The sequence below is a fragment of the Caulobacter sp. FG121 genome, from assembly GCF_057809815.1.
Genome location: NZ_JBMDKR010000003.1, coordinates 114,136 through 140,105, shown reverse-complemented (window position 1 = coordinate 140,105; position 25,970 = coordinate 114,136). Strand labels below are relative to the sequence as shown.

Sequence of the window (25,970 nt, the reverse complement as noted above, 5' to 3'; positions counted from 1 at the left end):
CCATGACCATCCAGATCCGCTCGGTGGACAAGTCATTCGGCCGCTTTCCGGCGCTGAACGACGTCAGCCTCGATGTCGCGCCCGGCGAGCTGCTGGCGCTGCTCGGCCCGTCGGGTTCGGGCAAGACCACCCTGCTGCGCACGATCGCCGGTCTTGAGTTTCCGGAAGCCGGGCAGGTTCTGTTCGACGGGGCCGACGTAACCTATGCCAGCGCCGCCAGCCGCCGCGTCGGCTTCGTGTTCCAGCAGTATGCGCTGTTCAAACACATGACGGTCGCTCGCAACGTCGCGTTCGGTCTCGACGTGCGCAAGGGCAAGGACAAGCCTCCGAAGGCCGAGATCGCGTCGCGCGTCGACGAGCTGCTCAAGCTTGTCGAGCTGGGCGGCCTGTCGAAGCGCTATCCCTCGCAATTGTCGGGCGGCCAGCGGCAGCGGGTCGCGCTGGCGCGGGCGCTGGCGGTTTCTCCGCGCGTGCTGCTGCTTGACGAACCGTTCGGCGCGCTCGACGCGACGGTGCGCAAGTCGCTGCGCAAGGAACTCCGCCGTATCCACGACGCCACCGGCGTCACCACGGTGTTCGTGACCCATGATCAGGAAGAGGCGCTGGACCTCGCCGACCGGGTGGCGATCCTCAATCACGGACGGATCGAACAGGTCGGAACGCCCGGCGAGGTGCACGACAACCCCGCCAACGCCTTCGTCTGCGGCTTCGTTGGCGAGGCCAACAGCTTTGAGGGCGCGGTGAGCCATGGTCGCTTTGCGGCCGGCGCGGTCGACCTCGCGGCGCCGGGCGTGGCCGATGGACCCGCGGTGGCCTATGTCCGGCCCTACGACATCGCGCTGGGCGGCGAGCAGGGCTTCGCGGCCAACATCACCCGCATTGGCGTCGACGGCGCCGTGGCCCACATCGATCTGGTGCTGGCCGACGGCCTGCGCTTCGAGGCCCAGATTTCCCGCGAACAGAGCCGTACGCTGTCCGTCGGCGCGACTGTCCGGGTCAACGCCCGCGTGGCGCACGTGTTCAAGGCCTAGATCCCTGGACGATCTGTCGACCGCACGTCGGGCTCGTCGCGTGTCGTTGGCCCATGCCTTCGTCGGGGCACAGGCCGTGCGCTCTACTGCTGTTGTTGCTGCTGCTGTTCCTGCTGTCGCCGCGCGTCATCGGACGACCGGCGCCGGCCGCCGGGGAAGCTCGGCCGGGCCATGCGCAGGAATTCGGGCTCGGCCAGCGCAGCCTTGGCGCGCGACACCGCCACGGCGACCGAGAGGTGGCTGTCAGCCTCACCCTTGTAGACCCCCAGCGACGGCGGAACGTCGGCGTAGTCGCGACCGACGGCCACGGCGATGTGGCGCTCACCCGTCAGTGTGTTGTTGGTCGGGTCAAAGCCGGTCCAGCGCAGCGTCGGCAGGAAGGCCTCGACCCAGGCGTGGGTCGCTTCCGGGTCCGACCGGTCGCCGTGCTGGCGGTCGGTGAACAGATAGCCGGAGACATAACGGGTCGGAATGCCCCAGCCCCGGCAGATGGCGATCATGATGTGGGCGAAGTCCTGACAGACGCCCCGCCCGACGCCGAGCGCCAGATCGATCGGGCTGTCGGCGGTCGTGACACCCGGCGCGTAGTCGAAGGCGGCGTAGAGGGCTTCGTTCAGCGCCCTGAGGGCCGTCAGCGGGTCCTTGTGGCGCAGGATGTCGAGGTTCTTTTCCTGCACGAAGGTGTCCAGCGCCGTCGACGGGGTCGCGAAGCCGTGCGGCCGCAGGAAGTCGAAGCATTCGCCGCGCACGAAGTCGCTCCTCAGCCGGTCCCATTCGCCCATGTCGAGGGCGTCCGGGAGGATCGGATCGGGCTGCGTCTCGACGGCCGACCGCGCTTCGATGCGCAGGGTGTCGTGCGACTGGGGGACGTCGAAGTGGTAGACGGCGTTGCCGAAGCTGTCGGCGTAGGAAAACAGCTGGGCGCGCGGATCGAGATCCAGGTCGAAGCTGATCAGCCGCTGCCGTGCGCTCTTCTGGGGCTGCATGCGCAGCTCCATGACGCTCTCCCGGACGGGGCGCTCGTAGTGGTACTGGGTGACGTGCCGGATTTCGAGAAGCATTACGCTGGCAACTTCATTTCGAGGGAATAGGCGACGAAGGTGTCGAACACCGCGTCGTGGATGCCGGCGCATTCGCTGATCACGGTACCGAGCAGGGCGCTCGCCCCGACCGATTCCAGTTCGGCGACGTCGGCGTACTGCAGGCGCGCCTTGAGCCGGCCGGCCAGCCGCTCCGGCGCCGCGAGCCCGCCGGTCGCGACGTGCCGCGAAACCCCGACGAGGTGTTCCTCGATCCTTGTGGTCGCGAACCGGATCGATCGCGGGAACTCCTCGTCGAACACAAGGAATTCGAGGATGTGCCGGGGTTCGATTTCGGCGGTATAGCGCCGCAGATAGGGCTCCAGCGCGCAGCCCATGCGAAGCAGGTTCATCAACGCTATGCGGTCGGTGACCCGGGCATGGCGGCCATCGCCGAAACAGGCCTCAAGCAACCTCGCGATCAGCTGCGCGCGCTCGAGGTGGGCGCCGAGCATCAGGAACCGCCAGCCCTCACCATGGCTCATGGTGGCGTCAGCCGCGCCCTTGAACAGGTGAAGGTCGGCGATGGTGTCGTGCAGGAAGGCCGACGACCCGCTCTCGAAGGCCGCCGAGGCGCCGTCGCCCGTGACTTTCAGATAGAGCAGATTGAGCCGTTCCCAGGTCTCGGTCGTGATCTGGTCGCGCACCTGGCGGGCGTTTTCGCGGGCCAGCGACAGGGACACCACCACCGAGTTGTGGTCTTCCCGGTCCAGCACCAGCGATCTGGCCGCTTCATAGGTCCGCGCCGCGCGGGCCATGTCGGGATCGCCCACGGCGGACAGGGCGATGTAGGCCGTCTGGGCGGCGGCGTCGGACCGATCGAGGGTGGCGTTGAGCATCACGTCGGCCAGACGCGAGAAGTGCTCGGCCCGTTCGAGATAGCGGCCGATCCAGTAGAGACTGTCGGCGACCCGGGCGAGCATCATGGCAGGGTCTCCTCGACGGAGTCGTCGTCGGCCAGAATCCAGGTGTCCTTGGACCCGCCGCCCTGGCTGGAATTGACCACCAGCGAGCCGCGCCGCAGGGCCACGCGCGTCAGGGCGCCGGGCGTCACCACGATCTTTTCCCCGGACAGGATGAAGGGTCGCAGATCGACGTGCCGTGGCTCGATCCGACCGTCGATCAGGCACGGGGCCGTGGACAGCTGGATCGTTGGCTGGGCGATGTAGTTGGCCGGATCGGCCTTCAGGGCCTCGGCAAACACCTCCCGCTCTTTCCGCGAGGCGTGCGGTCCAACCAGCATGCCGTAGCCGCCGGAAGCCCCGACCGCCTTGACCACCAGCTTGTCGAGGTTGCCCAGGACGTGCGCCAGCTGCGCCGGTTCACGACAGAGAAAGGTCTCGATGTTGGGCAGGATGGCGTCTTCGTCGAGATAGTAGCGGATGATTTCGGGCACATAGGCGTAGACCGCCTTGTCGTCGGCGACGCCGGTGCCCGGCGCGTTGCACATCACGACATTGCCGGCGCGGTAGGCGTTGAAAAGGCCCGCCACGCCCAGGCCCGAGTCCCGCCGGAAGGTGAGGGGATCGATGAAGTCGTCGTCGACCCGGCGATAGATCACGTCCACCCGTCGAAGGCCGGTCGTGGTGCGCATGTAGACCATGTTCTCGTGCACCACGAGATCGCGCCCTTCGACCAGCGGCGCACCCATCAGGCGGGCGAGGTAGGCGTGCTCGTAGTAGGCGCTGTTGTAGACGCCGGGCGTCAGCACCACGACCTGCGGATCGGGGCGCCAGTCGGGCGCCATGCTCTTGAGGGTCGCCAGCAGCAGGTCGGGATAGCGCTCGACCGGCCGTACGTTGGCGGCGCGGAAGGTGCCCGGGAAGGTCCGCTTGGCCGCGTCGCGGTTGGCCAGCATGTAGGAGACGCCAGACGGGACCCTGAGGTTGTCTTCCAACACGGCGAACTGGCCGTCCTCGCCGCGGATCAGGTCCGACCCGCAGACGTTGGCGTAGGCCTTGTGCGGCACATAGAGGTGCTGCATTTCCCGGCGATAGGACGGCGCGCCCAGCACCAGTTCCCGCGGCACGATGCCGTCCATCAGGATCTTCTGCTCGCCGTAGATGTCGTCGAGGAACATGTTCAGCGCGCGCAGGCGCTGGATCAGACCGGCCTCGATCTTGTTCCACTCATCGGACGGAATGATGCGCGGCACCAGGTCGGTCGGAATGATCCGTTCGGTGGTCGTCTCGGCGCCATAGACCGTGAAGGTGATGCCCTGCAGCAGGAACGAGCGCTCAAGTGTCTTCTGCCGGTCCGCAAGGGCTTCCGGCGACAGGGTCGTCAACCGCGTGTGGACGGATGCGTAGTGATCCCGCACATCGCCGCCCGCCGCATACATTTCATCGAAGGCAGCGCCTGGCAGGTAGGCGGCTTCGGTCATCGGCAACCCCGGCGGCGGTTCGTCGTTTAGTGTCGTTGCGAGGGTCAAGCCGAGGTCCGTTTCTTTATCGGCCTGAACGGCCTCTTCACGCTTCATTCCTAACGCTCTTCGCGAGATGCCGGGGGCGTTTCGGACTGAGTCGCTGTCCGAAGCCTCGACTGCCCGGCAATTGTGCAACTTTCTCAGCCTATGCAAAGGGCTGGATGGCGTGACAGCCGCATCGGGCCCGACTAAACGGTCCCGGGGCGCAAACGGAGGAAGACAGTTTGGCGCCTGCGCGCATCGTCCTGGCCTTGTCGACCCTCGCGGCGTTCACGACGCTTGCGGGGCCGGTGCTGGCGGAGACCCCCAAGGCGGCGGTCCAGGGCGTTACGGACGCTGAACTGCGGGAACAGATCGAACGGGCGGTCGGTCAGGCCAAGTCCACGCCGCAGACCCGCTTCGAGGCCCGTCGGCGTGCGCGCGACGCGGCCGAGGACGCGATTGCCGCCCTGCGCACCCAGGGCTACTACGACTACGAGGTCCAGCCCGATGTCGTGGATCGCGACGAGGATGACCGGGGTGAGCCGCCCACGGCAGTGCTGATCATCAAGCCTGGACCGCGGTCGCGGTTCGCGGCTCCTGACATTGAGTGGATCGGCAAAGAGCCGTTGCCGGGGGTTGTCATCGCGGCTGAACAGGCCATGGCCCTTCGCCGCGGTGCTGCCGGCAAGGCCGCTGACGTGCTTGCCGCCGAGGGCCGCATCGTCGCCGCCATCCAGAAGCGAGGTTATGCGGACGCCATGCCGGGCGCGCGCGAAGTGGTCGTCGACCACGCCGACCACACAGTCCGCCCGACATTCCGGATCATTGCCGGCGAGCTGGTCCTGATGGACGGGGTAACGGTCGATCCGGCCGGCCGCACCAATCCGGCCTGGGTCGCGTCGCTGGCGCCCTGGAAGCCCGGCGACGTCTTCAATCCGGAGCAGGTGGCCGAGCTGGAACGCCGGCTGCTCGACACGGGCGTGTATGATTCCGTCTCGGTCTCGCTTCAGCCGGGCGACAAGGCGGACGCCCAGGGGCATCGGCCCGTGCTCGTCGCCCTCACCGACCGCCCACCGCGCACCCTCGAAGTCAGCGCCGGCTATTCGACCAGCGAGGGCGCGGGCCTTGATCTGCGCCGCACCCGGTACAACCGGCTGGGCCGGGCGGACACGACCACCTACACGCTCAGGCTCGCGGAGCTGGAGCAGCGGTTCGAGGGGCGGTTGACGCTACCCCACTGGCGCAGGCCGCAGCAGACGCTGACGGTCGTTGCGGGGGTCTACAATGAGCAGACCGACGCCTATGACGCCATGGGCCTGCTCGCGACGGGCGACATCACCCGACGGTGGGGAAAGACCTCCTACATCACCGGCGGCATCTCCTTCGACGCCAGCCGAAGCGCGGAAAAGACCCAGATCAACAACACGCTGATCAAGGGCGCCGAGCGCAATATCCTGACATCGTCGATCCTCGCCGCGGTGGCGCTCGACCGGTCCGATGATCCGCTCGATCCGACCCGTGGCTGGCGGGTGGAGGCGCGCGCCGAACCCACGGCGGCGATCGGTGACCTGCAGGCCCTCTATTTCCGGGTCCAGGTTCAGGGATCAGGCTACCTGCCGCTAGATGAAGACGCGCGAACGGTGTTGGCGGGAAGGATCAAGGTGGGTTCCATCGTCGGCGCCGTTCTTGACGATGTCGCCGCGCCCCGCCGGTTCTACGCCGGCGGCGGCGGATCCGTGCGCGGCTACGCCTGGCAGGCCATTGGCCCGCGTCTGGCGGACAACACCCCGCAGGGCGGCCTGTCCGTCTTTGAGGCGTCGTTCGAGGTGCGCCGCAAGCTGACCCAGCGATGGGGCGTCGTTGCGTTCGTAGACGCCGGCGCGGTGGGCACCGACGCCTATCCTCACGGGGATGATTTTGGCGCTGGCGCCGGCATCGGCGTCCGCTATGACCTCGGCTTTGGGCCCATTCGGGCCGACGTCGCCGTGCCCCTGGACAAGCGGAAGGGCGACGCCGGCTTCCAGGTCTACATCAGCATCGGACAGGCGTTTTGAGCGAGACCGCGCCCCCGACGAAGGAAACACCGCGTCGCCGGTTCGTCCCGTCGAGCGGACCGGGCTGGATCATGCTCGTGTCGCTGCTCGCGGTGCTTCTGGTGGGCGGAGTCGGGCTTCTGACGCGCTTCGGCATCAATTCGGCTCCCGGCCTGATGTTTGTCGAGGCGCGGGCCAGCGGGCTCAAGCTCGGCCGCTACGGCAAGCTGAAGATCGAGGGCCTGCATGGCGACATCTGGCGCAATTTCACCGTCCGCCACCTCACCATAAGTGACGAAAAAGGCGTCTGGCTCGACGCCGACAATGTTGTTGTCGCCTGGCGCTACCAGGAACTGTTCCTTCGGCGTTTTCATGCCGACAGCCTGACCGCCGGATCGGTGCGGATTCTGCGGCGTCCGACGCTGACGCCCAAGACGGTCTCCCGCAGCCTGCCGGTGTCGGTGAACATCGAAAAGGCCCGGCTGGTCGTCGAGACCCTGCCGGCCTTCAGCTACAGCCGCGGCCTGTTCGACGTGGTCGGATCGCTGGATATCGTGCGCAAAGGTCCGGCTCACGTTCGGGCAGGTGTGGGCAGCCGGCTACATCCGGGCGACCGCCTCGGCCTGGCGATCGATACCGGCAAGGGCAAGCCCTTGGTGGTGATCGCCGACGCAGCCGAGGCTGGTGGCGGCGCGATCGCCGGCTCCCTCGGTCTGGCTTCCAACAAGCCCTTCACCCTCAAAATTCGGGCCGGCGGCGCGGTTGGCGCGGGGCGCTTCAGCCTGCTGGCGCAAACCGGCCAGGCCATACCTGTCCAGGCGTCGGGCGCCTGGGGCAAGGCGGGTGGCTCGGCTTCTGGGCGCATCTCGCTGATCGCCTCGTCGCTGACCGCGCGTTACGCGCCCCGGTTCGGCGACGAGGTCAGGTTCGACGTCAAAGGCGTCAAGGCCGGGAGCGGTCTCTATGCGATCAACGGGCGGGCCGACAGCGCCACGCTTTCGGTGACCGCGCGTGGCGAGGCTGATCTCGGCAAACGACTGACAGGCCCCGGCGGTCTCGCGATCACGCTGGCGACGCCCGCGCTCGACAGGATTGCGGTCAAGGTCATCAACGGCTCGGCGCGATCCCAGGGCCGGTTCAACCTCAATGGCGCGGACTGGACCTATACGGGTACGATCGCTGCCTCGAATTTCAAGGCGGCCGGCTATGGCCTGGCGCAGGTCGCGGGACCCGTCACCGTCGCCCGTCGCAAGGGTGAACTGACCGTTCAGGGGACCCTCAGTGGCGCGGGCGGCGCCGGCAAGGGGTATCTGGCGGCGCTTCTCGGCGGCCGGCCGGTCGCGGATGTGCAGTACGCGCGCCTGGCCGATGGCCGCCAGCTCATCCGCCGGCTCAAGGCCACGGGGGCGGGCCTCAAGCTCGACGCAACGGGTGAGCGTACCCTGCTCGGCGGCCTGTCGTTCAAAGGCGACGCGCAGCTGACCAACCTGGCCGCGGCCCGGGTGGGATCCCGGGGAACGGCAACAGCGGCCTGGTCCGCGTCCCAGCGCGGTGGCGGCAAGCCCTGGACGATCACCGTTGACGGCAAGGGCGCCGGCTTCGCGACCGGACTGGCCGAACTGGATCGCCTGCTCGGCGCAACGCCCCGCTTCAAGGGCAAGGCCGAGATCGGCGGCGGCCGCGTCGCCGTGCAGTCGGCAGAGCTCAACGGGTCGCAGACTTCCGCCCGCGCGGCCGGCCTGATCGGTCCGTCGGGCGCGCTCAAGCTCAGCCTGGACTGGAACGCCAAGGGGCCGTTCCGGGCCGGGCCTGTCGAGGTCTCCGGAGACGCGAAGGGGACCGGGGCCATTAGCGGCACGGTCTCCGCGCCGAGAGCCGATCTGACCGCGGACTTCGCGACGGTGGCTGTCCCGCGCATGACCCTCTCGGGCGCGCACGTCATCCTCAGCTTCCTGCGCGGTCCGGGCGGAACCGACGGCGCTGTCGCGATCACCGCGGACAGTGAGTACGGACCAGCGCGCGCGCGCGCGGCCTTCAACATCGCTGACGGCGGCGTGGACCTCAGCGGCCTTGACGCCGATGCCGGCGGCGTGAAGGCGACCGGGTCCCTGGCGCTGCACAGGGGACGGCCGTCCACGGCGGATCTTGTCCTGGCGATCAGCCCCGGCGCTGTGCTCACCGAGGGCACGGTGACGGGCTCGGCGCGCATCGTCGACGCTGTCGGCGGCCCTCGCGCGACGCTCAATCTTGCCGCCCGCAACGCGGCGATCCGGGGCGCCAGCGGGCTTCGCTTCTCATCGGCGACCTTCACCGCGGATGGCCCGCTCGAGCGGCTGCCGGTGGCGATCGACGGCCGCGGCGCCTATGGCGCCAACAGCTGGCGATTCAAGGGCTCCGGCTTCTACGCCCAACGCGGCGAAAACACGGGCCTGGCGCTCGACGGCGAGGGAAAGTTCGGCACGGCCGAGTTCAGGACGCTCGAATCCGCCCGGATCGGCTTCGGCGGCGGCCAGAAGTTCGCGAACCTGAATCTCGACATCGAAGGGGGCAAGGCCGCGATCGTATTCCGCTCCGACGCTGGAGCGGCCAACCTGCGAGCCAGCCTCACGGGCGTTTCGCTCGGCGCCCTGAACGAGGATCTCGCCGGACAGTTCGATGGCGATCTGACCCTGCAGGGGCAGGGAGCCCGGCTGAGTGGCAACCTCGACGCCACCCTGAGGGATGCGCGGGCCCGCGGCGCCGGCAAATCCGTCTCGGTCAACGGCGAGGTCAAGGCCGTGCTGGCGGACACGAGCCTGTCGATCACCGGTACGGCGACCAACGCGGGCGGCTTGCGGTCGGCCGTCAGCCTGGTCCTGCCGGTGGAAGCATCTGCAGCCCCGTTGCACCTGGCGATCGCGCGGCAGCAACCGATGCGCGGCCAGTTCATGGCCGAGGGTGAGATCAAGCCCTTGTGGGACCTCCTGGTCGGTGGCGAGCGCAGCGTCTCGGGCCAGGTGTCCATGGCCGGCACGATCGCCGGCAGTCTGGCTGATCCGCGGCTGGCCGGAAGGGCGGAGCTTGCGCGCGGCGCCTTCGAGGACGGCGTCATCGGCCTGAAGCTCGAAGATCTCTCGATTGTCGCGGTGCTGTCTGACAACGCGATCGACGTGAGCCGCTTCTCGGCCACCGATGGCCGCGGCGGCCGTATCTCCGGCGGCGAACGGGGGCAACTGTCCGGCGGCGGTCGCATCAGCCTTCAGCGCGACGGGATCAGCACGTTCAAGGTCAATCTCAAGGACTTCAAGCTGATCGAGAACGACGCGGTCACGGCGATCGCCTCGGGCGATACGACCATCAACCGCGCGGCCGACGGCAAGGTGCAGGTTTCCGGCGCCCTGACCATCGATCGGGCCACGGTGGCGGCCAATCCGCCGACCCCCAGCGGTGTCGTGCCGATGGAGGTGGTCGAGATCAACCGGCCCGACACCGGCGAGGCCGAGGTCCTGTCCGAGCCGTCACGTGGACTGGTGGTCGCTCTGGACGTTTCACTTAAGGCGGCGCGCGGCATCTTTGTCGAAGGCCGGGGGCTGGACGCCGAACTGTCGCTGGACGCTCACGTCGGCGGCACAACGGCCCGACCGGTTCTGGATGGTGTCGCCCGGGTCGTGCGCGGTGAATACGACTTCGCCGGCAAGCGCTTCGAGTTCGACCAGCGTGGCGCGGTCTATCTCGCCACATCGCCCGAACGGATCCGGCTCGACCTGACCGCCACCCGCGACGATCCGGCCTTGACGGCTGTCATTCGTGTCCGGGGGACGGCGGCCAAGCCGGAAATCACCCTGACGTCGACGCCGGTGCTGCCGAACGACGAGGTGCTGTCGCGCATCCTGTTCGGTTCGTCGGCCGCTCAGCTGTCGCCGCTCGAGGCCGCCCAGCTGGCCTCGGCGCTCGCGGCCCTGGCCGGCGGCGGCGGCTTCGACGTGATCGGCAACCTCAAGAACTTCGCCGGACTGGACCGCCTGGTGTTCGCCGGCGGCGGCGCGGGTTCGGCCATGACCGTGGCCGGCGGCAAGTACCTGACCGACGACGTCTACCTCGAGATCATCGGCGGCGGCCGCGAAGGACCGGCGGCGCAGGTGGAATGGCGGGTGAAGCGCAATCTGTCGGTCATCTCGCGGCTGCAGGGCGCCGGGGGCGGCAAGCTGTCGGTGCGCTGGCGCCGGGACTACTAGCGTCGCCGCAGGGGGTTCACCTTCCGTCATCGCGCGGCTATCAAGGGACATCGGTGATCCCCGTCTTGCGCCATTCCGGCGGGTCGCCTTCACGAAACACGCGTCGACAATCGTCCGCGGCAATGGCGTCGGTAAAGCTGGATTGAGCCCGCCGATGCGCCTGTCACCGGAAGAATCCTCTGTTCTGAACGCCCTCGGCGAACAGGGGTCTGTCATGGTTGAACGCGCGGTCGGCTGGTGCGCGGTCAACTCCGGCAGCCGCAATGTTCCGGGTCTTTCAACCACCGTCGGCATCCTCAGCGACGCCTATGCCGTATTGCCGGGCGAACTGGTCCAACGGCCGCTGGCGCCATCCATCGAGATCGCCGCCGATGGTCGTGAAAAGGAACAGGCCCATACCCCCGCCATCGCCGTCACCGTCCGGCCGGAGGCGCCCGTACAGGTGGTCCTGACCGGCCACTACGACACGGTCTTTCCCGCCGAGAGCCATTTTCAGACGGTCGTGACCCGTGCCGACGGCGCCCTGAATGGCCCCGGCATCGCCGACATGAAAGGCGGCATCAGCGTGATCCTCGCCGCCCTTCAGGCCTTCGAGACCCACGCCGACGCCGCCAGGGTCGGCTATCGCGTTCTGCTGTCGCCAGACGAGGAGATCGGCTCCCTGGCTTCGGGCCCGGTGCTGGCCGAGTTCGGCCGGCTGGGCCACATCGGCCTGACCTACGAGCCCTCGATGCTGCCTGACGGCACTCTGGCCAGTGAGCGCAAAGGCTCGGGCAATTTCCACATCCGCGTCACCGGGCTCAGCGCCCACGCCGGAAGGGCTTTCAACGAAGGCCGCAACGCCATTACCGCCGCCGCCCGCATCGCCGGGGCGCTGGACGCCCTCAACGGCCGCCGCGACGGCGTGACCCTGAACATCGCCAGGATCGACGGCGGCTCGCCGCTGAACGTCGTGCCGGACATCGCCGTGCTACGGTTCAATGTCCGCTTTCCCGATGCGGATGCCGCAATCTGGCTCGAAGCCGGCATCGCCGAGGCCATGAAGGCCGGGCAGGGCGATGGCCTCGACGTCAGCCTGCACGGTGGTTTCACCCGCCCGGCCAAGCCGTTCAACGCCGCCCAGACCGAGCTCTTCGGCAAGGTGAAGGTCGTCGGCGCCCTGCTCGGCCAGGACATCGGCTGGAAGCCCTCCGGCGGCGTCTGTGAGGGCAACAACCTGTTCGCCGTCGGCCTGCCAAATGTCGACACCCTCGGCGTCTGCGGCGGCGACATCCACAGCGAGGCTGAATTCGCCTGGCCGGACAGTTTCGCCGAACGGGCCCAGCTCTCGACCCTGATCCTCATGAAGCTGGCGTCGGGCGAGATTGATGCACGGGGCATCCATGCCCTGATGGAGTCCCGTTGATGCTCGTCGTCCGCCCCGCCGTTCCCGCCGATTACGACCAGTTGATGGAGCTGGCGGTCCTGTCGGGCCGCGGCTTCACCAGCCTGCCGGAGGACGAACCGACCCTGCGCTCGCGCCTGGAGCTATCCGCGGCCAGCTTCGCCGGCGAGGTCGCCGCGCCGGAGTCCTGGTTCACCCTGATGCTGGAAGATACCGACACCGGCGGTATCGACGGCGTCGCGGGCGTGAAAGCCAGCGTCGGCCTCAAGCGGCCGTTCTTCTCGTTCCGCGTGGTGACCTTGGCGCAGTCTTCGCCAACGCTGGACATGCGCTTCGATCACCAGGCGCTGGTGCTGGTCAACGAATGCGCGGGCTGGTCCGAGGTCGGCTCGCTGTTCCTGCGGCCCGAAAAGCGCAAGGGCGGGGCCGGGCGACTGCTGGCTCAGTCTCGCTACATGCTGATCGGCATCGAGCCGCAGCGGTTCGCCGAGATGGTGCTGGCCGAATTGCGCGGCTGGTTCGACGAGGACGGCAGCTGTCCGTTCTGGGAGGACGTGGCCAGCAAGTTCTTCAACCTGCCGTTCGACGAGGCCGACCTGATGAGCGCCTCGACCAACGGCCAGTTCATTCTCGACCTCGCGCCGCGTCACCCGATCTATTCCGGCCTGCTGCCGGAGAAGGCGCGCAAGGCGGTCGGGCGGGTGCATCGTGATGGCGAAGCCGCGCGGGCCATGCTCGAGCGCGAAGGCTTCCGGTATCAGGGTCTGGTCGATCTGTTCGATGCCGGCCCGACCATGGGCGCGCCGCGAGACGACATCCGCACAGTCAAGGATGCGAAACGCCTGACGGTGCGCATCGGCGAAGACGCCTTCGGCGAGGAAGCGCTCGTTTCGACCCATGACATCGCGAATTTCCGGGCCGTGCGGGCTCCGGTGCTGGTGGATGGCGAGGCGGCGGTGCTGTCGCGTGAGGCGGCCGAGGTCTTGCGGATACGCGAGGGCGATCTGGTGAAGGTGAAGGCATGAGCCGCGGTCTCTATATCAATGGCCAATGGGCGCCTGGACACGGTCCGGCTCTGACCTCCATCGACCCCGCCACCGGACAGCCGGTCTGGCAGGCCGCCACGGCCGCATCCGACGATGTCGCCAGAGCCGTCGCCGCGGCTCGCGCCGCCTTCCAGGACTGGGCCGACCAGCCGCGGGAAGAACGGATCGCCGTCCTGCGCCGCTACAAGGCGGCGCTCGACGCCCGAAAGGACGCCTTCGCCGAGGCGCTCAGCCGCGAGACGGGCAAGGCGCTGTGGGAAACGAAGGCCGAGCTCGGCTCGATGATGGCCAAGGTCGACGTCTCGATCGCCGCCTATGACGAGCGGACCGGGGTGCGCGAGTCGGCCATGCCGTTCGGCCGGGCCGTGCTGCGCCACCGGGCGCATGGCGTGATGGCCGTGCTCGGCCCGTTCAACTTTCCGGGCCATCTGCCCAACGGCCACATCGTCCCCGCCTTGCTGGCCGGCGACACCATCGTCTTCAAGCCGTCGGAGGAAACACCCATGGCCGGCGAACTGCTGGTCGAGGCGCTCGAGGCCGCCGGCCTGCCGCCGGGCGTCGTCAATCTGGTCCAGGGCGGCCGCGAGACCGGCGCGGCCCTGATCGAACAGGAGATCGACGGCCTGCTGTTCACCGGCTCGGCCGCGGCCGGCAGCCATTTCCGGCGGGTGTTCGCGGACCGGCCGGACGTGATCCTGGCGCTGGAGCTGGGCGGTAATAACCCGCTGGTGGTCTGGGACACGGCCGACGCCGAAGCCGCCGCCGCCCTGGTCATCCAGTCGGCCTTCATCACCACCGGCCAGCGCTGTTCCTGCGCGCGCCGCCTGATCGTGCCTGAGGGCCATGAGGGGCAGGCGGTCATCGACGCCGTCGTCGCCCTGTCCGACCGGCTGATCGCCGGCGCCTGGGACAGCACGCCCGAGCCTTTCATGGGTCCGTTGATTTCGGCCCGCGCTGGCCGTCTGGCCCGGGAAGCTGCGGCGCTGTTCGAGGGCAAGGTGATCCGCCAGGCGCGCGCCATCGACGGCCTGAGCGAAGCCTTCATCACGCCGGGGATCATCGACGTCAGCCATCATGAAACGCCGGACGAGGAGATCTTCGCGCCGGTGCTGCAGGTGCGCCGCGCGGCGACCTTCGACGGGGCCATCGCGCTCGCCAACGCCACCCGCTACGGCCTCAGCGCCGGCCTGATCAGCGACGATCAGGCCCGTTGGGACCGCTTCCAGCAGCGCATCCGCGCCGGCGTGGTCAACTGGAACCGCCCGACCACGGGCGCGGCCGGCGCGGCGCCGTTCGGCGGCCTGGGCGCTTCCGGCAACCACCGGCCCAGCGCCTACTACGCGGCCGACTACTGCGCCTATCCGGTGGCCAGTTTCGAGGCGGATGCGGTGGTCCAGACGGTGGGCGAGATCAAGGGGCTGAGGGGGTGAGTTGCGCTGTCGTGCGTCCTTCGAGACGCGATCCTGAGGGATCGCTCCTCAGGATGACGAACACCTTTGCCCGTCATGGTGAGGAGCGAGGCCCCAGCCGAGCGTCTCGAACCACGCAAGCTGGATCCGCGACATGACCCACGCCGTCGAAGCCAACTGCGACGGCCTCGTCGGCCCTACCCACAGCTTCGCCGGCCTCGCGCCCGGCAATCTGGCCAGCGAGATCAACAAGGGCGACCCGTCCAATCCGCGTTCGGCGGTGCTGGAAGGGCTCTCCAAGATGCGGCTGATGGCCGAGCTCGGCCTGCCGCAGTTCGTGCTGCCGCCGCATGAGCGGCCCGACGTCGGCTTCCTGCGCCGCATCGGCTTTTCCGGCACGGACGCGGCCGTCATCGAGACGGCGGCGAAGCAGGCGCCGGAGCTGCTCAACACCGCCTGCTCGGCGTCGCCGATGTGGGCCGCCAACGCCGCCACGGTGACGCCAAGCGCCGACGCGGTCGACGGCCGGGTGCACTTTACCCCCGCCAACCTGCTGACCAATTTGCACCGCAGCCTCGAGGGCGAGCAGACCACGCGCGCCCTGCGCCGGCTGTTTCCGGACGAGGCCCGGTTCGCCGTGCACGATCCGCTGCCCGCCGCGCCGCACTTCGCCGACGAAGGCGCGGCCAACCATGTGCGGCTGTGCGCCGACCACGGTGAGGCCGGGATCAACCTGTTCGTCTGGGGCCGCGAGGCTTGGGAGAGCTGGCAGGGCCGCTTCCCCGCGCGCCAGACGCTGCAGGCGTTCGAGGCCGTCGCCCGCCGCCACGGCGCGTCCGGTGCGGTCTTCGCTCGCCAGGCCCGGACGGCCATCGAGGCCGGGGTGTTCCACAACGACGTCGTCTGTGTCGGTGCGAAGACCTGCCTGTTCTATCACGAGGCGGCCTTCGAGGACGTCGCGACCGTCCAGGCCGACATCCGCGCCGCCGCTGCGAGGAAGTTCGAGCCGCAGTTCGTCGAGATCGCGCAGGCGGACCTGCCGCTTGGCGACGCGATCCGGTCCTACCTGTTCAATTCGATGCTGGTGAGCCTGCCCGGCGAGGACCGGTTGACCCTCATCGCGCCGATGGAAACGGCCGAGACGCCGCGCGCGAAGGACGCGGTCGATCGGGCCATGGCCTCCAACGGTCCGATCGGCGCGGTGCGTTACGTCGATGTACGCCAGAGCATGCGCAACGGCGGCGGGCCGGCCTGCCTGCGGCTGCGCGTGGCGCTCACCGACGCCGAACTGGCGGCGACCAATCCGGCCCAGCGGTTTGACGCGACCCTGCATGATCGCCTCACGGTCTGGGCCAACAGCCACTACCGCGACCGTCTGCGCCCTGCCGACCTCGCCGACCCCCAGCTACTGGTTGAGAGCCGCCGGGCGCTGGACGAACTGACGGGCATTCTGGATCTGGGCGGCGGCTTCTATCGGTTCCAGCGGTAGAACCGGGGACATGTACCGAAGGTACGTGTCCCCCAAACGGGCAGCCACGGGGTTAGGGGACACGTACCTGCGGTACATGTCCCCGCGCATACTTTTGCGTGCCCCGCGTGAACACCTTGTCGCCGCCCAGCACCGCGTCGATCGCTACGTCCGCTGCACCGTCCAGCCGCTCATAGATCGGGGCGAAGTCCTGCAGGGTCGCGTCGAGCAGGGCCTGCAGCGAGGGGATGACGAAATAGACCTGCTGGAAATCGTCGATCCGGTAGGGCGTCCGCATCAATCGCTCGAGGTCAAAGCCGATGCGGTTGGGGGAGGGGTCTTCCAGGGCGAAGATCGACTCCGACCGCGAGGAGACAATGCCGGCGCCATAGATGCGCAGCCCCTTTGCCGTCTCCAGAAGACCGAACTCGACCGTGTACCAGTACAGCCGCGCAAGGTTGTGCAGCTGCCCCCGACCGGCGGCGCGCAGCCCGCCCTTGCCGTAGGCCTGCATATAATCGGCGAAGATCGGATTGGTGAGCATCGGCACATGGCCGAAGACATCATGGAAGATGTCCGGCTCCTGCAGATAGTCGAGCTGGTCCTCACGGCGGATGAACTGACCGGCGGGGAAGCGACGATTGGCCAGATGCTCGAAAAACACATCGTCCGGCACGAGGCCTGGCACCGCGACCACCGTCCAGCCCGTCAGGCGGTGCAGGTCCTCGTTGATCTTGCGGAAGTCGGGGATGCCGCCCCGGTGCAGGTCCAGCGCATCCAGCCCGTGCAGGAACTCATCGCAGGCATAGCCGGGCAACAGCGCGGCCTGCCGCTCGTACAGCGTGTCCCAGATAGCGTGTTCCGCCGGGGTGTAGGCGTCCCACCCCTGGTCGATCGTCCAGTCCGCCGCCGCGCCGGGGGGCGAACCGCTCGTAAAGCCATCTGCGATCATGAGGGTGAGGTTAGGGCGGAACTTGCGAAAAGTCCGTTCGAAGGCGCCCCGGTTTGGCTGGTTTCGGGGAAGGATGTTGCGCGGCTCGAGCCCGGGATCCAGCCTGGTGTCGGCTGATGCCGCGCTCCTCGCCATGACGAACAGAATCGCAACCCACCCCTCTTCGTCATCCTGAGGAGCGGACCCTCAGGTCCGCGTCTCGAAGGACGCAACGACGAGGCTAGTGCGCGATACGCGGCCGCATGTTGTAGTGGCCGTCCTCAAAGCCCTCGAAGATGAGGGACGCGTGCGGGTGGCCCACCGGTTCGCCCGTATCGTCCGGCAGCAGGTTCTGCTCCGATACATAGGCGACGTAGGTGTTCTCGTTGTTCTCGGCCAGCAGGTGGTAAAACGGCTGATCCTTGCGGGGACGAATGTCCTCGGGGATCGATTCCCACCACTCGTCGGTGTTGGCGAATTCCGGGTCGACATCGAAGATCACGCCCCGGAACGGAAAGATCCGGTGCCTGACCACCTGGCCGATCGCGAATTTGGCAAGTCTGGCGTTCATGATCCCGGAAATCTAGCGCGTCGCCCCTGACTGAGAGATGAACGTAGACGGCGGTCGACGTTAGGCAAGTCAATGCCTTCCGCTACGCGAAACGGGCCGCTACAATCCCTCTCGAAACGAGGCGCCCGTTCCTGGACGCCTGCGCAGACAGGTAAACTGCCATGTCGGAGGCGCCCCGTGCGCAAGGCGGACCCCGCGGGGACCGCCAGAGGCCCCATGGCGGGCCACCACCGGCCTATGCCGCGCTGGACCTTGGCACGAACAATTGTCGTCTGTTGATCGCCACGCCCACCCCGGGGGGATTTCGCGTCGTCGAGGCCTATTCCCGCATTGTCCGGCTGGGCGAGGGGCTGACGCTAACGGGCCGTATGTCCGACGAGGCCATGGACCGGGCGGTCGCCGCCCTGACCGTCTGCGCCGAGAAGATCCGGCGTCGCAAATGCGTGCGTATCAAGGCCATCGCCACCCAGGCCTGCCGCCAGGCCGAGAACGGTCCGGAGTTCATCGCGCGCGTCGCCAGCGAGACCGGCCTGCGGCTGCAGATCATCACGCCGAAGGAGGAGGCGCACCTGTCGGTCGCCGGCTGCGTCAACCTGCTCGACCGCGCCGCGACGGCCGCGCTGGTGGTGGACGTCGGCGGCGGTTCGACCGAGCTCTCATGGGTCGACCTGAAGGGGCAGGGTCTCGACGCCGGGCCACGTCAGTTCGCGCCGTGGCGGCTGCCGATCAAGGCCTGGCTGTCGGTGCCGATCGGCGTTGTCACGCTCGCCGAACGCTTTCCGGAGGCCGGCGACGACGTCCAGGGCTGGTTCCGGGCCATGGTCGATGCGGTCAAGACGCGGATCGCCGCGTTTCCGCACGCGGACTCGTTCCGGGACATCTTCGCCGCCGGCGGCGCGCATCTGGTCGGCACGTCCGGCGCCATCACCAGCCTTGCCGGCCTGCATCTGGATCTGCCCCGCTACGATCGCAGCGTTGTCGATGGTCTGTGGATGACGAAGGGGGAATGCGAGGCGACCACGGCCCGCTTGCTGGCCTGGACCCCGGCCGAGCGGGCGGCGCAGCCCTGCATCGGCCCCGACCGCTCTGATCTGGTGCTGGCCGGGGCGGCGATCCTCCAGGCCGTTCAAGAGCTTTGGCCCTGTGAGCGGGTGAGGGTGGCCGACCGGGGCCTGCGCGAGGGGCTGCTGATGAGCCTGATGAGCGACGAACAGCCCCGTCGGCGACGCAAGCGGGGCGGATCGGCGCGGAAACCTGTACAAGCCTCCGCATGAGTGACGAAGAGCCTCCCCCCAAGCGCCGCATGGTCCGTCTGCCGACGGGCGGCAACGACGGCGTTGGCCGCGGCAAGCCCGCGCGCCTGAAGACCGCCAAGGGCCGCCGGCCCTCGTCCCAGGCGTGGCTGGAGCGGCAGATCAACGACCCGTTCTCGGCCGAGGCGCGCGCCATGGGCTATCGCAGCCGGGCAGCCTTCAAGTTCACCGAGATCGATGACCGCTTCAAACTGGTCAAGCCGGGCTGCCGGATCGTCGACCTTGGATGCGCGCCCGGCGGCTGGGTGCAGATGGCCATCAAGCGCGGGGCGGGGAAGATCGTCGGCATCGACCTGCTGCCCGTGGATCCGCTGCCCCCGGCCGAGATGATCCAGATGGACTTCACCGATCCGGCGGCCGGGCCGCTGCTGATCGAAATGCTCGGCGGGCCCCCGGATATCGTGTTGTCGGACATGGCGCCCAATACCGTCGGCCACCGCGAGACCGACCACTTGCGTATCGTCGGCCTGATCGAACTGGCGGCGGCCTTCGCCATCGACGTGCTAAAGCCCGGCGGCAGCTTTGTCGCCAAGGCCTTCCAGGGCGGCGAAACGGCCCAGATCATCCGCGACCTGAAGAAGCACTTCGACAAGGTCCAGCACGTGAAGCCGAAGGCCAGCCGGGCGGACAGCTCCGAGGTGTTTCTGGTGGCGACGGGCTTCAAGGGGTAGGGCGCGCTTGACCGGCCTCGTCGCCAACCGGATCTGCGGAGACTGCACCGTGTGTTGCACGGTTCTGCCGATCGAAACGGACGGGTTTTCCAAGTCGTCGGGCGTGACTTGCCGGCACTGCCTGTCAGGCTGCGCGATCCATGTGGATCGGCCGGCGCCCTGCCGCGCGTTCGATTGCGGCTGGCTGCAGCTGCCGATGCTCGGCGACGCATGGCGGCCCGACCGCAGCGGCATCCTGATCATGGCGGATGACGATGACATTCCGGCCCGCTACATCGAGCGGCCCGGGATCAAGCTCCTGCTCGTCGGGGCGCGTGGAGCGTCGTTGAGCCTTCCGATGCTCGGCTATGTGGCCGGCCTCATAGACGGCGGCATACCGACCTTCATCGCCGTGCCGGGACCGCCCGGCTGCTTCTTCGCAAAGGCATTTCTCAATGATCGGCTGGCGCCGGCGGTCGCGCGGCGAGATGGCGGCGAGATTCTGCGAGGACTCCACACCGTGCTCGACATCCTGGAGGCTGGCGAATTCGACCTGATCCCGTCGAATCCGTTCAATCCGGGATGACGGCGTGTCAGGCCGCTGGTCGGCCCCTCGCCGCCCGATACATCGGGATCAATCCCGGATGGTCGCCCGGCTTGATCAGGCCGATGACCTCGAAGCCGTGGCGCTCGTAGAGCGGAACGTTCTTCGGGCTGGAGCTCTCGAGGTAGGCCGGCAGGCCCTCCGCGTCGCAGCGAGCGAGGCCCGCTTTCAGCAGGGCCGACCCCAAACCCTGGCCTTGCCGCGAGGGATCGACGCCGATCATCGACAGGTACCAGTGCGGTTCCTTGGGGTGGAAGTCGCCCATCAGGTCGCCGAGCGCGCCCAGAACAGCCTGCCGCTCCGGGGTCACGGTCTCGCCGACGAGGGTGATGATCGCGTCCCGATCGGCCTCCGCGCCGGGGGCGAGCCAAAGGGCCGCGCCCTCGTCCGCTATCCAGGCGGATCCGGCCGCAATCGCACTGCCGGCCATGGCTGTCGCAAGCCTCGGGAAGTTGCGCAGATAGCCGCCGGCCGTGGGGAACATGTAGCGGACAGGCGCGTCAGTGCTGAAGGCGAGGGTCAGGGTGTCCATCACCGGGTGGCGCTCGACGGGGCCGTCGACCGGCTGCGCGATCCGCAGGTGAAGTTCCATCGTGGTCTGATCCAGAATCTTGCTCTTGAGGATCGTAGGACCGTTTCGGCGTTCCGTCCCCTGGTCAGAGGCCGAATCCGCCCTTCAGCGGCCTCGTCACCGTTGACACCGACCCCCTTTGCCACGATACCGCGCCCGCAAAACGGAGACTCCCATGGAGATTCGCGAAGGGCTCACCTTCGACGATGTTTTGCTCGAACCCGGTCCCTCGGAAGTGATGCCTACCCAGGTGTCGACCGTGTCCCGGTTCACGCGTGAGATCAGTCTGAACATCCCGCTCGTGTCCGCCGCGATGGACACGGTAACCGAAAGCCGGCTGGCTATCGCCCTGGCCCAGGCCGGCGGCATGGGCATCCTCCACCGCAACCTGACGGTCGACGAGCAGGCCGATCAGGTGCGCGAAGTGAAGCGCTATGAAAGCGGCATGGTCATCAACCCGCTGACCATCAATCCCGACACCACCCTGGCCGAGATCCGCGAGATCAAGGCGCGGCGGAAAATCTCGGGATTTCCGGTGGTTGAACCGGGAACCGGCAAGCTCGTCGGCATCCTGACCAACCGCGACATGCGCTTCGAGACCGACGACCGGCTGAAGGCCTCGTCACTGATGACCCGAGTGGGTCTGATCACGGTGCGTGAAGGCATCGACTCGGCCGACGCGCTCAGTTTGCTGAAGACCAACAAGATCGAACGCCTGATCGTCGTCGATGACGACGGCCGGGCCGTCGGCCTGATCACTGTCAAGGACATCGACAAGGCCACTGAACATCCGCACGCCGCCAAGGACGAGAAGGGCCGCCTGCGGGTCGGCGCCGCCTCGACGGTCGGCGACGCGGGCTTCGAGCGCTCTCTGGCGCTGGTCGAGGCCGGCGTGGATGTGATCATTATCGACACCGCCCACGGCCACTCGAAGCAGGTGGCTGACGCCGTCCAGCGCCTCAAGCGCGAGACCAACCGCGTCCAGATCATCGCCGGCAACATCGCTACCTACGACGCCGCCCGCGCCCTGATCGACGCCGGCGCCGACGCGGTGAAGGTCGGCATCGGCCCGGGCTCGATCTGCACCACGCGCATCGTCGCCGGCGTCGGCGTGCCGCAGCTGACGGCCATCGCCGAAGCCTACCGCGCCGCCCGCGACAGCGACGTGCCGGTTATCGCCGATGGCGGCATCAAGAACTCGGGCGACCTGGCCAAGGCCATCGCCGCCGGCGCCAGCGTGGCCATGATGGGCTCGATGTTCGCGGGCACCGAGGAAGCGCCCGGCGAGGTGTTCCTCTACCAGGGCAGATCCTACAAATCCTATCGCGGCATGGGCTCGCTGGGGGCCATGGCTCGCGGCTCGGCCGACCGCTACTTCCAGAAGGAAGTCACCGACACCTTCAAGCTGGTGCCGGAAGGGATCGAGGGGCAGACGCCGTTCAAGGGTCCGATCGCTCCGGTCATCCACCAGCTGGTCGGCGGATTGCGGGCGGCCATGGGCTATGTCGGCGCGCCCGACATCCTCGAGTTCCAGAAGCGGGCGAAGTTCATCCGCATCACCGGCGCCGGCCTGCGCGAGAGTCACGTCCATGACGTGATGATCACGCGGGAAGCGCCCAACTACCCGAGCGCCATCTGACGCCGGGATCAAACGGGGGGACTAGAGTATGACGTTCGAGCTTTGCATCCTTGGCTGGACCCTGGTCCTGGCCTTCGTCCAGATTCTAGCGTTCGACATGGCCCGCACAGGCCAGTACGGCCTGAAGTGGAACACCGGCGCGCGGGATGAGGAAATGCCGCCGCTGTCGCCCATCGCCAGCCGGTTGCAACGGGCGCAATACAATCTGTTCGAGACCCTGCCGCTGTTCATCGCCGCCGTCCTGATCGCCCATGTCGCGGGCAAGAACAGCGACCTGACGCACAACGGCGCGCTGATCTATCTGGCGGGTCGTGTCCTGTACGTGCCGCTCTACGCGTTCGGCGTGAAGCAGATCCGCTCTCTGGTGTGGGTCGGCAGCACTGCCGGGCTTCTGATGATTTTCTGGGCCATCCTGGCTCCTTGATAGCGGGTGTTTGATTGCGTGACGGCGGCAGGTTAGCGGCGGCGATCCAGGTCCTCGAGGATATCGAGACGCGTCACAAACCTGCCCGCATGGCGCTCAAGGGCTGGGGCGAGTCCGCGCGATACGCGGGCTCGAAGGACCGGGCCTTTGTCTCGGGCCTGGTCCTCGACGTGCTGCGCAAGCGGCGATCGCTGGGCTGGACGATGGGCGAGGACACCGCGCGAGCGGCGGCACTCGCCGCCGTCCGCTTTGGCTGGGGCTGGCCCCTCGACCGGGTCGCCCAGGCGGCCGGCGACAGCGAGCACGGCATCGGCGGCCTGACCGAGGCCGAAACGGCTTCCCTGACCACGCCCAATACGACGCCGGCGACCGCGCCGGTGGCAGGCGACTATCCCGACTGGCTTGAGCCGCACATCAGCCGCGTGTTCGGCGAGGCGAGGGGGGCTGAGCTGGCCGCGCTCGCCGAGCGGGCGCCTGTCGACCTGCGCGCCAATCGGCTGAAGACTGATCCCGAGCGCGCGGCCAAGGCCCTGCAGCCGCTGCACGCGATCGTGGCCGGCGTCCTGCCCGACGCCTTCCGCATCCTTGCCCCGGCGGCCACCGACCGCGCCGGCTCGGTCGAGACCATCCCGCAGTTCGGCAAGGGCTGGTTCGAGGTCCAGGACCTTGGCAGCCAGATCGCCGCCGCCTGCGCCGGGGACATCAAGGGCAAGCAGGTGCTCGACTTCTGCGCCGGGGGCGGGGGCAAGACGCTCGCTCTGGCCGCAGCCATGGGCAACACCGGCCAGCTCTACGCCCACGACAGCGACGCCCGGCGGATGGCCGATATCATCCCCCGCGCCACCCGCGCCGGCGTACGCAACCTGCAGATCCGCTCGCCGGTCGAGGCCGAGCCGCTCAAGGGCATGGACGCGAAGATGGACCTGGTGTTCGTCGACGCCCCCTGCACCGGCGCGGGCACCTGGCGGCGGCATCCGGACTCCAAGTGGCGCCTGTCGCCGGAGCAGCTGGAACGCCGCATGGCCGAGCAGGATCATGTGCTCGATCAGGCCTGCGCCTATGTGAAACCGGGCGGCCGGTTGATCTACGTGACCTGCTCGATCTTCGCCGAGGAGAACGAGGACCGCATCGCCGCCTTCCTGGCGCGGACGCCGGGCTTCGCTGTCGTCCCGGCCGCGTTCGAGGCGGTCGCGGAACATGCCACGCCCGAAGGCTTCCTGCGCCTCACGCCCCTCAACGCGGGGACGGACGGCTTCTTCGTGGCGGTGCTGGAGAAGGTGAAATGATCGGCCTGATCCTGCTCGCAGCCGCGACAGTCTGGCCCGACCTGCCGACCACCGGGTTCATCACCGGCCGCGTCGCCACCGACGCCGATGTCATGGCGGGCAACGCCGCTTTCGCCACCGGCGGCGCGCCGGGTCAGGTCAAGCCCATGACCCTGCGGATCCCCCAGTACGCCTGTTGGTCCAGTGAAGACGCGGGCCGCCAGCGGGTGATCCTGATCCAGGCCGAGACCGGCCCGATGGGCGACATGGTCGGACTGCGCACACCGCGCGACGAAAAGATCGTCGCCACGCTCCCCGAAGTTCAGCTGCTCGGACAGCAGCGCCCCACTGACAAGGACTGCCAATGAAGCCCGCCCACCAGCCCGTCCTGATCGTCGATTTCGGCAGCCAGGTGACGCAGCTGATCGCCCGCCGGGTGCGGGAGGCGGGCGTCTATTGCGAGATCCATCCGTTCGACAAGGTCGAGGCGTTGGTCGACGCCTTCCAGCCGGCGGCGATCATCCTGTCCGGCGGTCCGGCCAGCGTGCTGGAGGCCGACAGCCCGCGCATCGGGACCAAGCTGTTCGAGCTCGGCGTGCCGATGCTCTGCGTCTGCTACGGCGAGCAACTGCTGTGCGACGTGCTGGGCGGCAAGGTCGAGGGCGGCCATGCCGGCGAATTCGGCCGCGCTGAACTGGCCATCGGCAAGGCCAGCCCTCTGTTCGACGGCCTGGCCGGCGTCGGCGGTCTGGAAACCGTCTGGATGAGCCACGGCGACCGCGTCACCGCCATCCCGGCCGGCTTCGAGGTCATCGCCACCTCGACCGGCGCGCCCTTTGCCGCCATCGCCGAGGACGCCCGGAAAATCTACGGCGTGCAGTTCCACCCCGAGGTCATCCACACGGTCAACGGCGCCAGGATCTACCGCAACTTCCTGTTCAACATCGCCGGCCTGCGCGGCGACTGGACCATGGCGGCCTTCAAGGCCGAGTCGATCGCCCGCATCCGCGAGCAGGTCGGCAAGGGCCGCGTGATCTGCGGTCTCAGCGGCGGTGTCGACAGCTCTGTGGCGGCGGTGCTGATCCACGAGGCCATCGGCGACCAGCTGACCTGCGTCTATGTCGACACCGGCCTGATGCGGAAGGGCGAGAGCGAGCAGGTCGTCTCGCTGTTCAAGAACCACTACAACATCCCACTGATCCACGTTGATGCGTCTGATCTTTTCCTTGATGCGCTCGAAGGCGTCAGCGACCCCGAGACCAAGCGCAAGACCATCGGCAAGCTGTTCATCGACGTGTTCGACGAAGAGTCGGCCAAGATCGAGGGCGCCGAGTTCCTCGCCCAGGGCACCCTCTACCCGGACGTTGTCGAGAGCGTCAGCGCGCGGGGCGGCCCCAGCGCCGTCATCAAGAGCCACCACAACGTCGGCGGCCTGCCCGACTACATGAAGCTGAAGCTGGTCGAGCCGCTGCGCGAGCTGTTCAAGGACGAGGTGAGGGCGCTCGGCGTCGAGCTGGGCCTGCATCCGGACTTCGTCGGCCGCCACCCCTTCCCGGGGCCGGGCCTGGCCATCCGCATCCCCGGCGAGATCACCCGCGAGAAGGTCGCTGTGCTGCAGCAGGCCGACGCCATCTATCTCGACGAGATCCGCAAGGCAGGGCTGTACGACAGGATCTGGCAGGCCTTCGCCGTACTGCTGCCGGTCAAGACGGTCGGCGTCATGGGCGACGCCCGCACCTATGAGAACGTCCTGGCCCTGCGCGCGGTCACCTCGACCGACGGCATGACGGCCGACTTCTTCGAATTCCCCTGGGAGGTCCTCGGCCGGACCGCCACCCGGATCATCAACGAGGTCCGCGGCGTGAACCGCGTCGTCTACGACGTCACCAGCAAGCCGCCGGGCACCATTGAATGGGAATGATCCCGACCGC

The 25,970-nt window shown here is 68.2% G+C and carries 21 protein-coding genes; 15 read left to right on the top strand and 6 right to left on the bottom strand.

Going from position 1 to position 25,970, the window contains the following annotated elements:
- The first annotated feature begins 2 nt into the window (after positions 1–2).
- On the top strand, positions 3–1,031 hold the full coding sequence (locus ACODSL_RS09480; protein ID WP_488900436.1) for a sulfate/molybdate ABC transporter ATP-binding protein: 1,029 nt from the start codon (positions 3–5) through the stop codon (positions 1,029–1,031).
- An 83-nt stretch (positions 1,032–1,114) separates the two neighbouring features.
- On the opposite strand, the gene ACODSL_RS09475 is transcribed toward ACODSL_RS09480, so the two are convergent.
- Genes ACODSL_RS09475 through ACODSL_RS09465 form a run of 3 tightly spaced genes read right to left on the bottom strand, consistent with a single transcriptional unit; the run spans position 1,115 to position 4,493 of the window.
- Positions 1,115–2,092, bottom strand: a complete 978-nt coding sequence (locus ACODSL_RS09475) for a transglutaminase family protein (RefSeq protein ID WP_488900435.1) — start codon at positions 2,090–2,092, stop codon at positions 1,115–1,117.
- Positions 2,092–3,036, bottom strand: coding sequence for an alpha-E domain-containing protein (locus tag ACODSL_RS09470; RefSeq protein WP_488900434.1), 945 nt, complete (start codon positions 3,034–3,036; stop codon positions 2,092–2,094). The genes ACODSL_RS09475 and ACODSL_RS09470 overlap by 1 nt, the downstream gene beginning before the upstream one ends.
- Positions 3,033–4,493: a circularly permuted type 2 ATP-grasp protein gene (locus ACODSL_RS09465; RefSeq protein ID WP_488900433.1), complete on the bottom strand. Its 1,461-nt coding sequence runs from the start codon at positions 4,491–4,493 to the stop codon at positions 3,033–3,035. The genes ACODSL_RS09470 and ACODSL_RS09465 overlap by 4 nt, the downstream gene beginning before the upstream one ends.
- 266 nt (positions 4,494–4,759) lie before the next feature.
- Between ACODSL_RS09465 and ACODSL_RS09460 the strand changes: the two genes are divergently transcribed.
- From ACODSL_RS09460 to astB, 6 genes are all read left to right on the top strand, one after another.
- Positions 4,760–6,571, top strand: coding sequence for an autotransporter assembly complex protein TamA (locus tag ACODSL_RS09460; RefSeq protein ID WP_488900432.1), 1,812 nt, complete (start codon positions 4,760–4,762; stop codon positions 6,569–6,571).
- The gene (locus ACODSL_RS09455; protein WP_488900431.1) at positions 6,568–10,764 is read left to right on the top strand and encodes a translocation/assembly module TamB domain-containing protein; all 4,197 of its coding nucleotides are present in this window, start codon (positions 6,568–6,570) and stop codon (positions 10,762–10,764) included. The genes ACODSL_RS09460 and ACODSL_RS09455 overlap by 4 nt, the downstream gene beginning before the upstream one ends.
- Before the next feature lie 154 nt (positions 10,765–10,918).
- The gene (locus ACODSL_RS09450; protein WP_488900430.1) at positions 10,919–12,169 is read left to right on the top strand and encodes a hydrolase; all 1,251 of its coding nucleotides are present in this window, start codon (positions 10,919–10,921) and stop codon (positions 12,167–12,169) included.
- The gene (locus ACODSL_RS09445; RefSeq protein ID WP_488900429.1) at positions 12,169–13,173 is read left to right on the top strand and encodes an arginine N-succinyltransferase; all 1,005 of its coding nucleotides are present in this window, start codon (positions 12,169–12,171) and stop codon (positions 13,171–13,173) included. The genes ACODSL_RS09450 and ACODSL_RS09445 overlap by 1 nt, the downstream gene beginning before the upstream one ends.
- Positions 13,170–14,624, top strand: coding sequence for a succinylglutamate-semialdehyde dehydrogenase (astD, locus tag ACODSL_RS09440; RefSeq protein WP_488900428.1), 1,455 nt, complete (start codon positions 13,170–13,172; stop codon positions 14,622–14,624). The genes ACODSL_RS09445 and astD overlap by 4 nt, the downstream gene beginning before the upstream one ends.
- Positions 14,625–14,757: 133 nt before the next feature.
- Positions 14,758–16,092: an N-succinylarginine dihydrolase gene (gene astB, locus ACODSL_RS09435; RefSeq protein WP_488900427.1), complete on the top strand. Its 1,335-nt coding sequence runs from the start codon at positions 14,758–14,760 to the stop codon at positions 16,090–16,092.
- 52 nt (positions 16,093–16,144) lie between these two features.
- Here the strand turns inward: astB and phhA are convergent, their stop codons facing one another.
- A complete protein-coding gene (gene phhA / locus ACODSL_RS09430; RefSeq protein ID WP_488900426.1) occupies positions 16,145–17,023 on the bottom strand; it encodes a phenylalanine 4-monooxygenase in 879 nt (292 codons plus the stop codon).
- Between the two features lie 220 nt (positions 17,024–17,243).
- A complete protein-coding gene (hspQ, locus tag ACODSL_RS09425; RefSeq protein ID WP_488900425.1) occupies positions 17,244–17,573 on the bottom strand; it encodes a heat shock protein HspQ in 330 nt (109 codons plus the stop codon).
- A gap of 161 nt (positions 17,574–17,734) precedes the next feature.
- On the opposite strand from hspQ, the gene ACODSL_RS09420 reads away from it, so the two are divergent.
- From ACODSL_RS09420 to ACODSL_RS09410, 3 genes are read left to right on the top strand one after another with little or no spacing between them, the layout of a single operon-like run.
- Complete coding sequence (locus tag ACODSL_RS09420) at positions 17,735–18,847, top strand: Ppx/GppA phosphatase family protein (RefSeq protein WP_488900424.1); 1,113 nt, start codon at positions 17,735–17,737, stop codon at positions 18,845–18,847.
- Entirely contained in the window at positions 18,844–19,557 is a 714-nt protein-coding gene (locus ACODSL_RS09415) for an RlmE family RNA methyltransferase (RefSeq protein ID WP_488900423.1), read from the top strand. The genes ACODSL_RS09420 and ACODSL_RS09415 overlap by 4 nt, the downstream gene beginning before the upstream one ends.
- 7 nt (positions 19,558–19,564) lie before the next feature.
- Positions 19,565–20,122 carry a hypothetical protein gene (locus ACODSL_RS09410; RefSeq protein WP_488900422.1) on the top strand — a complete coding sequence of 186 codons (558 nt, stop codon included), beginning with the start codon at positions 19,565–19,567 and terminating at the stop codon, positions 20,120–20,122.
- A gap of 7 nt (positions 20,123–20,129) precedes the next feature.
- Here ACODSL_RS09410 and ACODSL_RS09405 read toward each other — a convergent pair whose 3' ends face one another.
- Entirely contained in the window at positions 20,130–20,732 is a 603-nt protein-coding gene (locus ACODSL_RS09405) for a GNAT family N-acetyltransferase (protein ID WP_488900421.1), read from the bottom strand.
- 154 nt (positions 20,733–20,886) lie between these two features.
- Between ACODSL_RS09405 and guaB the strand changes: the two genes are divergently transcribed.
- From guaB to guaA, 5 genes are read left to right on the top strand one after another with little or no spacing between them, the layout of a single operon-like run.
- Positions 20,887–22,350, top strand: a complete 1,464-nt coding sequence (gene guaB / locus ACODSL_RS09400; protein WP_488900420.1) for an IMP dehydrogenase — start codon at positions 20,887–20,889, stop codon at positions 22,348–22,350.
- Between the two features lie 28 nt (positions 22,351–22,378).
- Entirely contained in the window at positions 22,379–22,774 is a 396-nt protein-coding gene (locus ACODSL_RS09395) for an MAPEG family protein (protein WP_488900419.1), read from the top strand.
- Positions 22,775–22,788: 14 nt separating this feature from the next.
- Positions 22,789–24,060 carry an RsmB/NOP family class I SAM-dependent RNA methyltransferase gene (locus ACODSL_RS09390; RefSeq protein WP_488900418.1) on the top strand — a complete coding sequence of 424 codons (1,272 nt, stop codon included), beginning with the start codon at positions 22,789–22,791 and terminating at the stop codon, positions 24,058–24,060.
- A complete protein-coding gene (locus ACODSL_RS09385) occupies positions 24,057–24,407 on the top strand; it encodes a hypothetical protein (RefSeq protein ID WP_488900417.1) in 351 nt (116 codons plus the stop codon). Before ACODSL_RS09390 ends, ACODSL_RS09385 begins: the two co-directional genes overlap by 4 nt.
- Positions 24,404–25,960 (top strand): glutamine-hydrolyzing GMP synthase, encoded by a 1,557-nt coding sequence (gene guaA, locus ACODSL_RS09380; RefSeq protein ID WP_488900416.1) that lies wholly within the window; start codon positions 24,404–24,406, stop codon positions 25,958–25,960. Before ACODSL_RS09385 ends, guaA begins: the two co-directional genes overlap by 4 nt.
- Positions 25,961–25,970 lie beyond the last annotated feature (10 nt).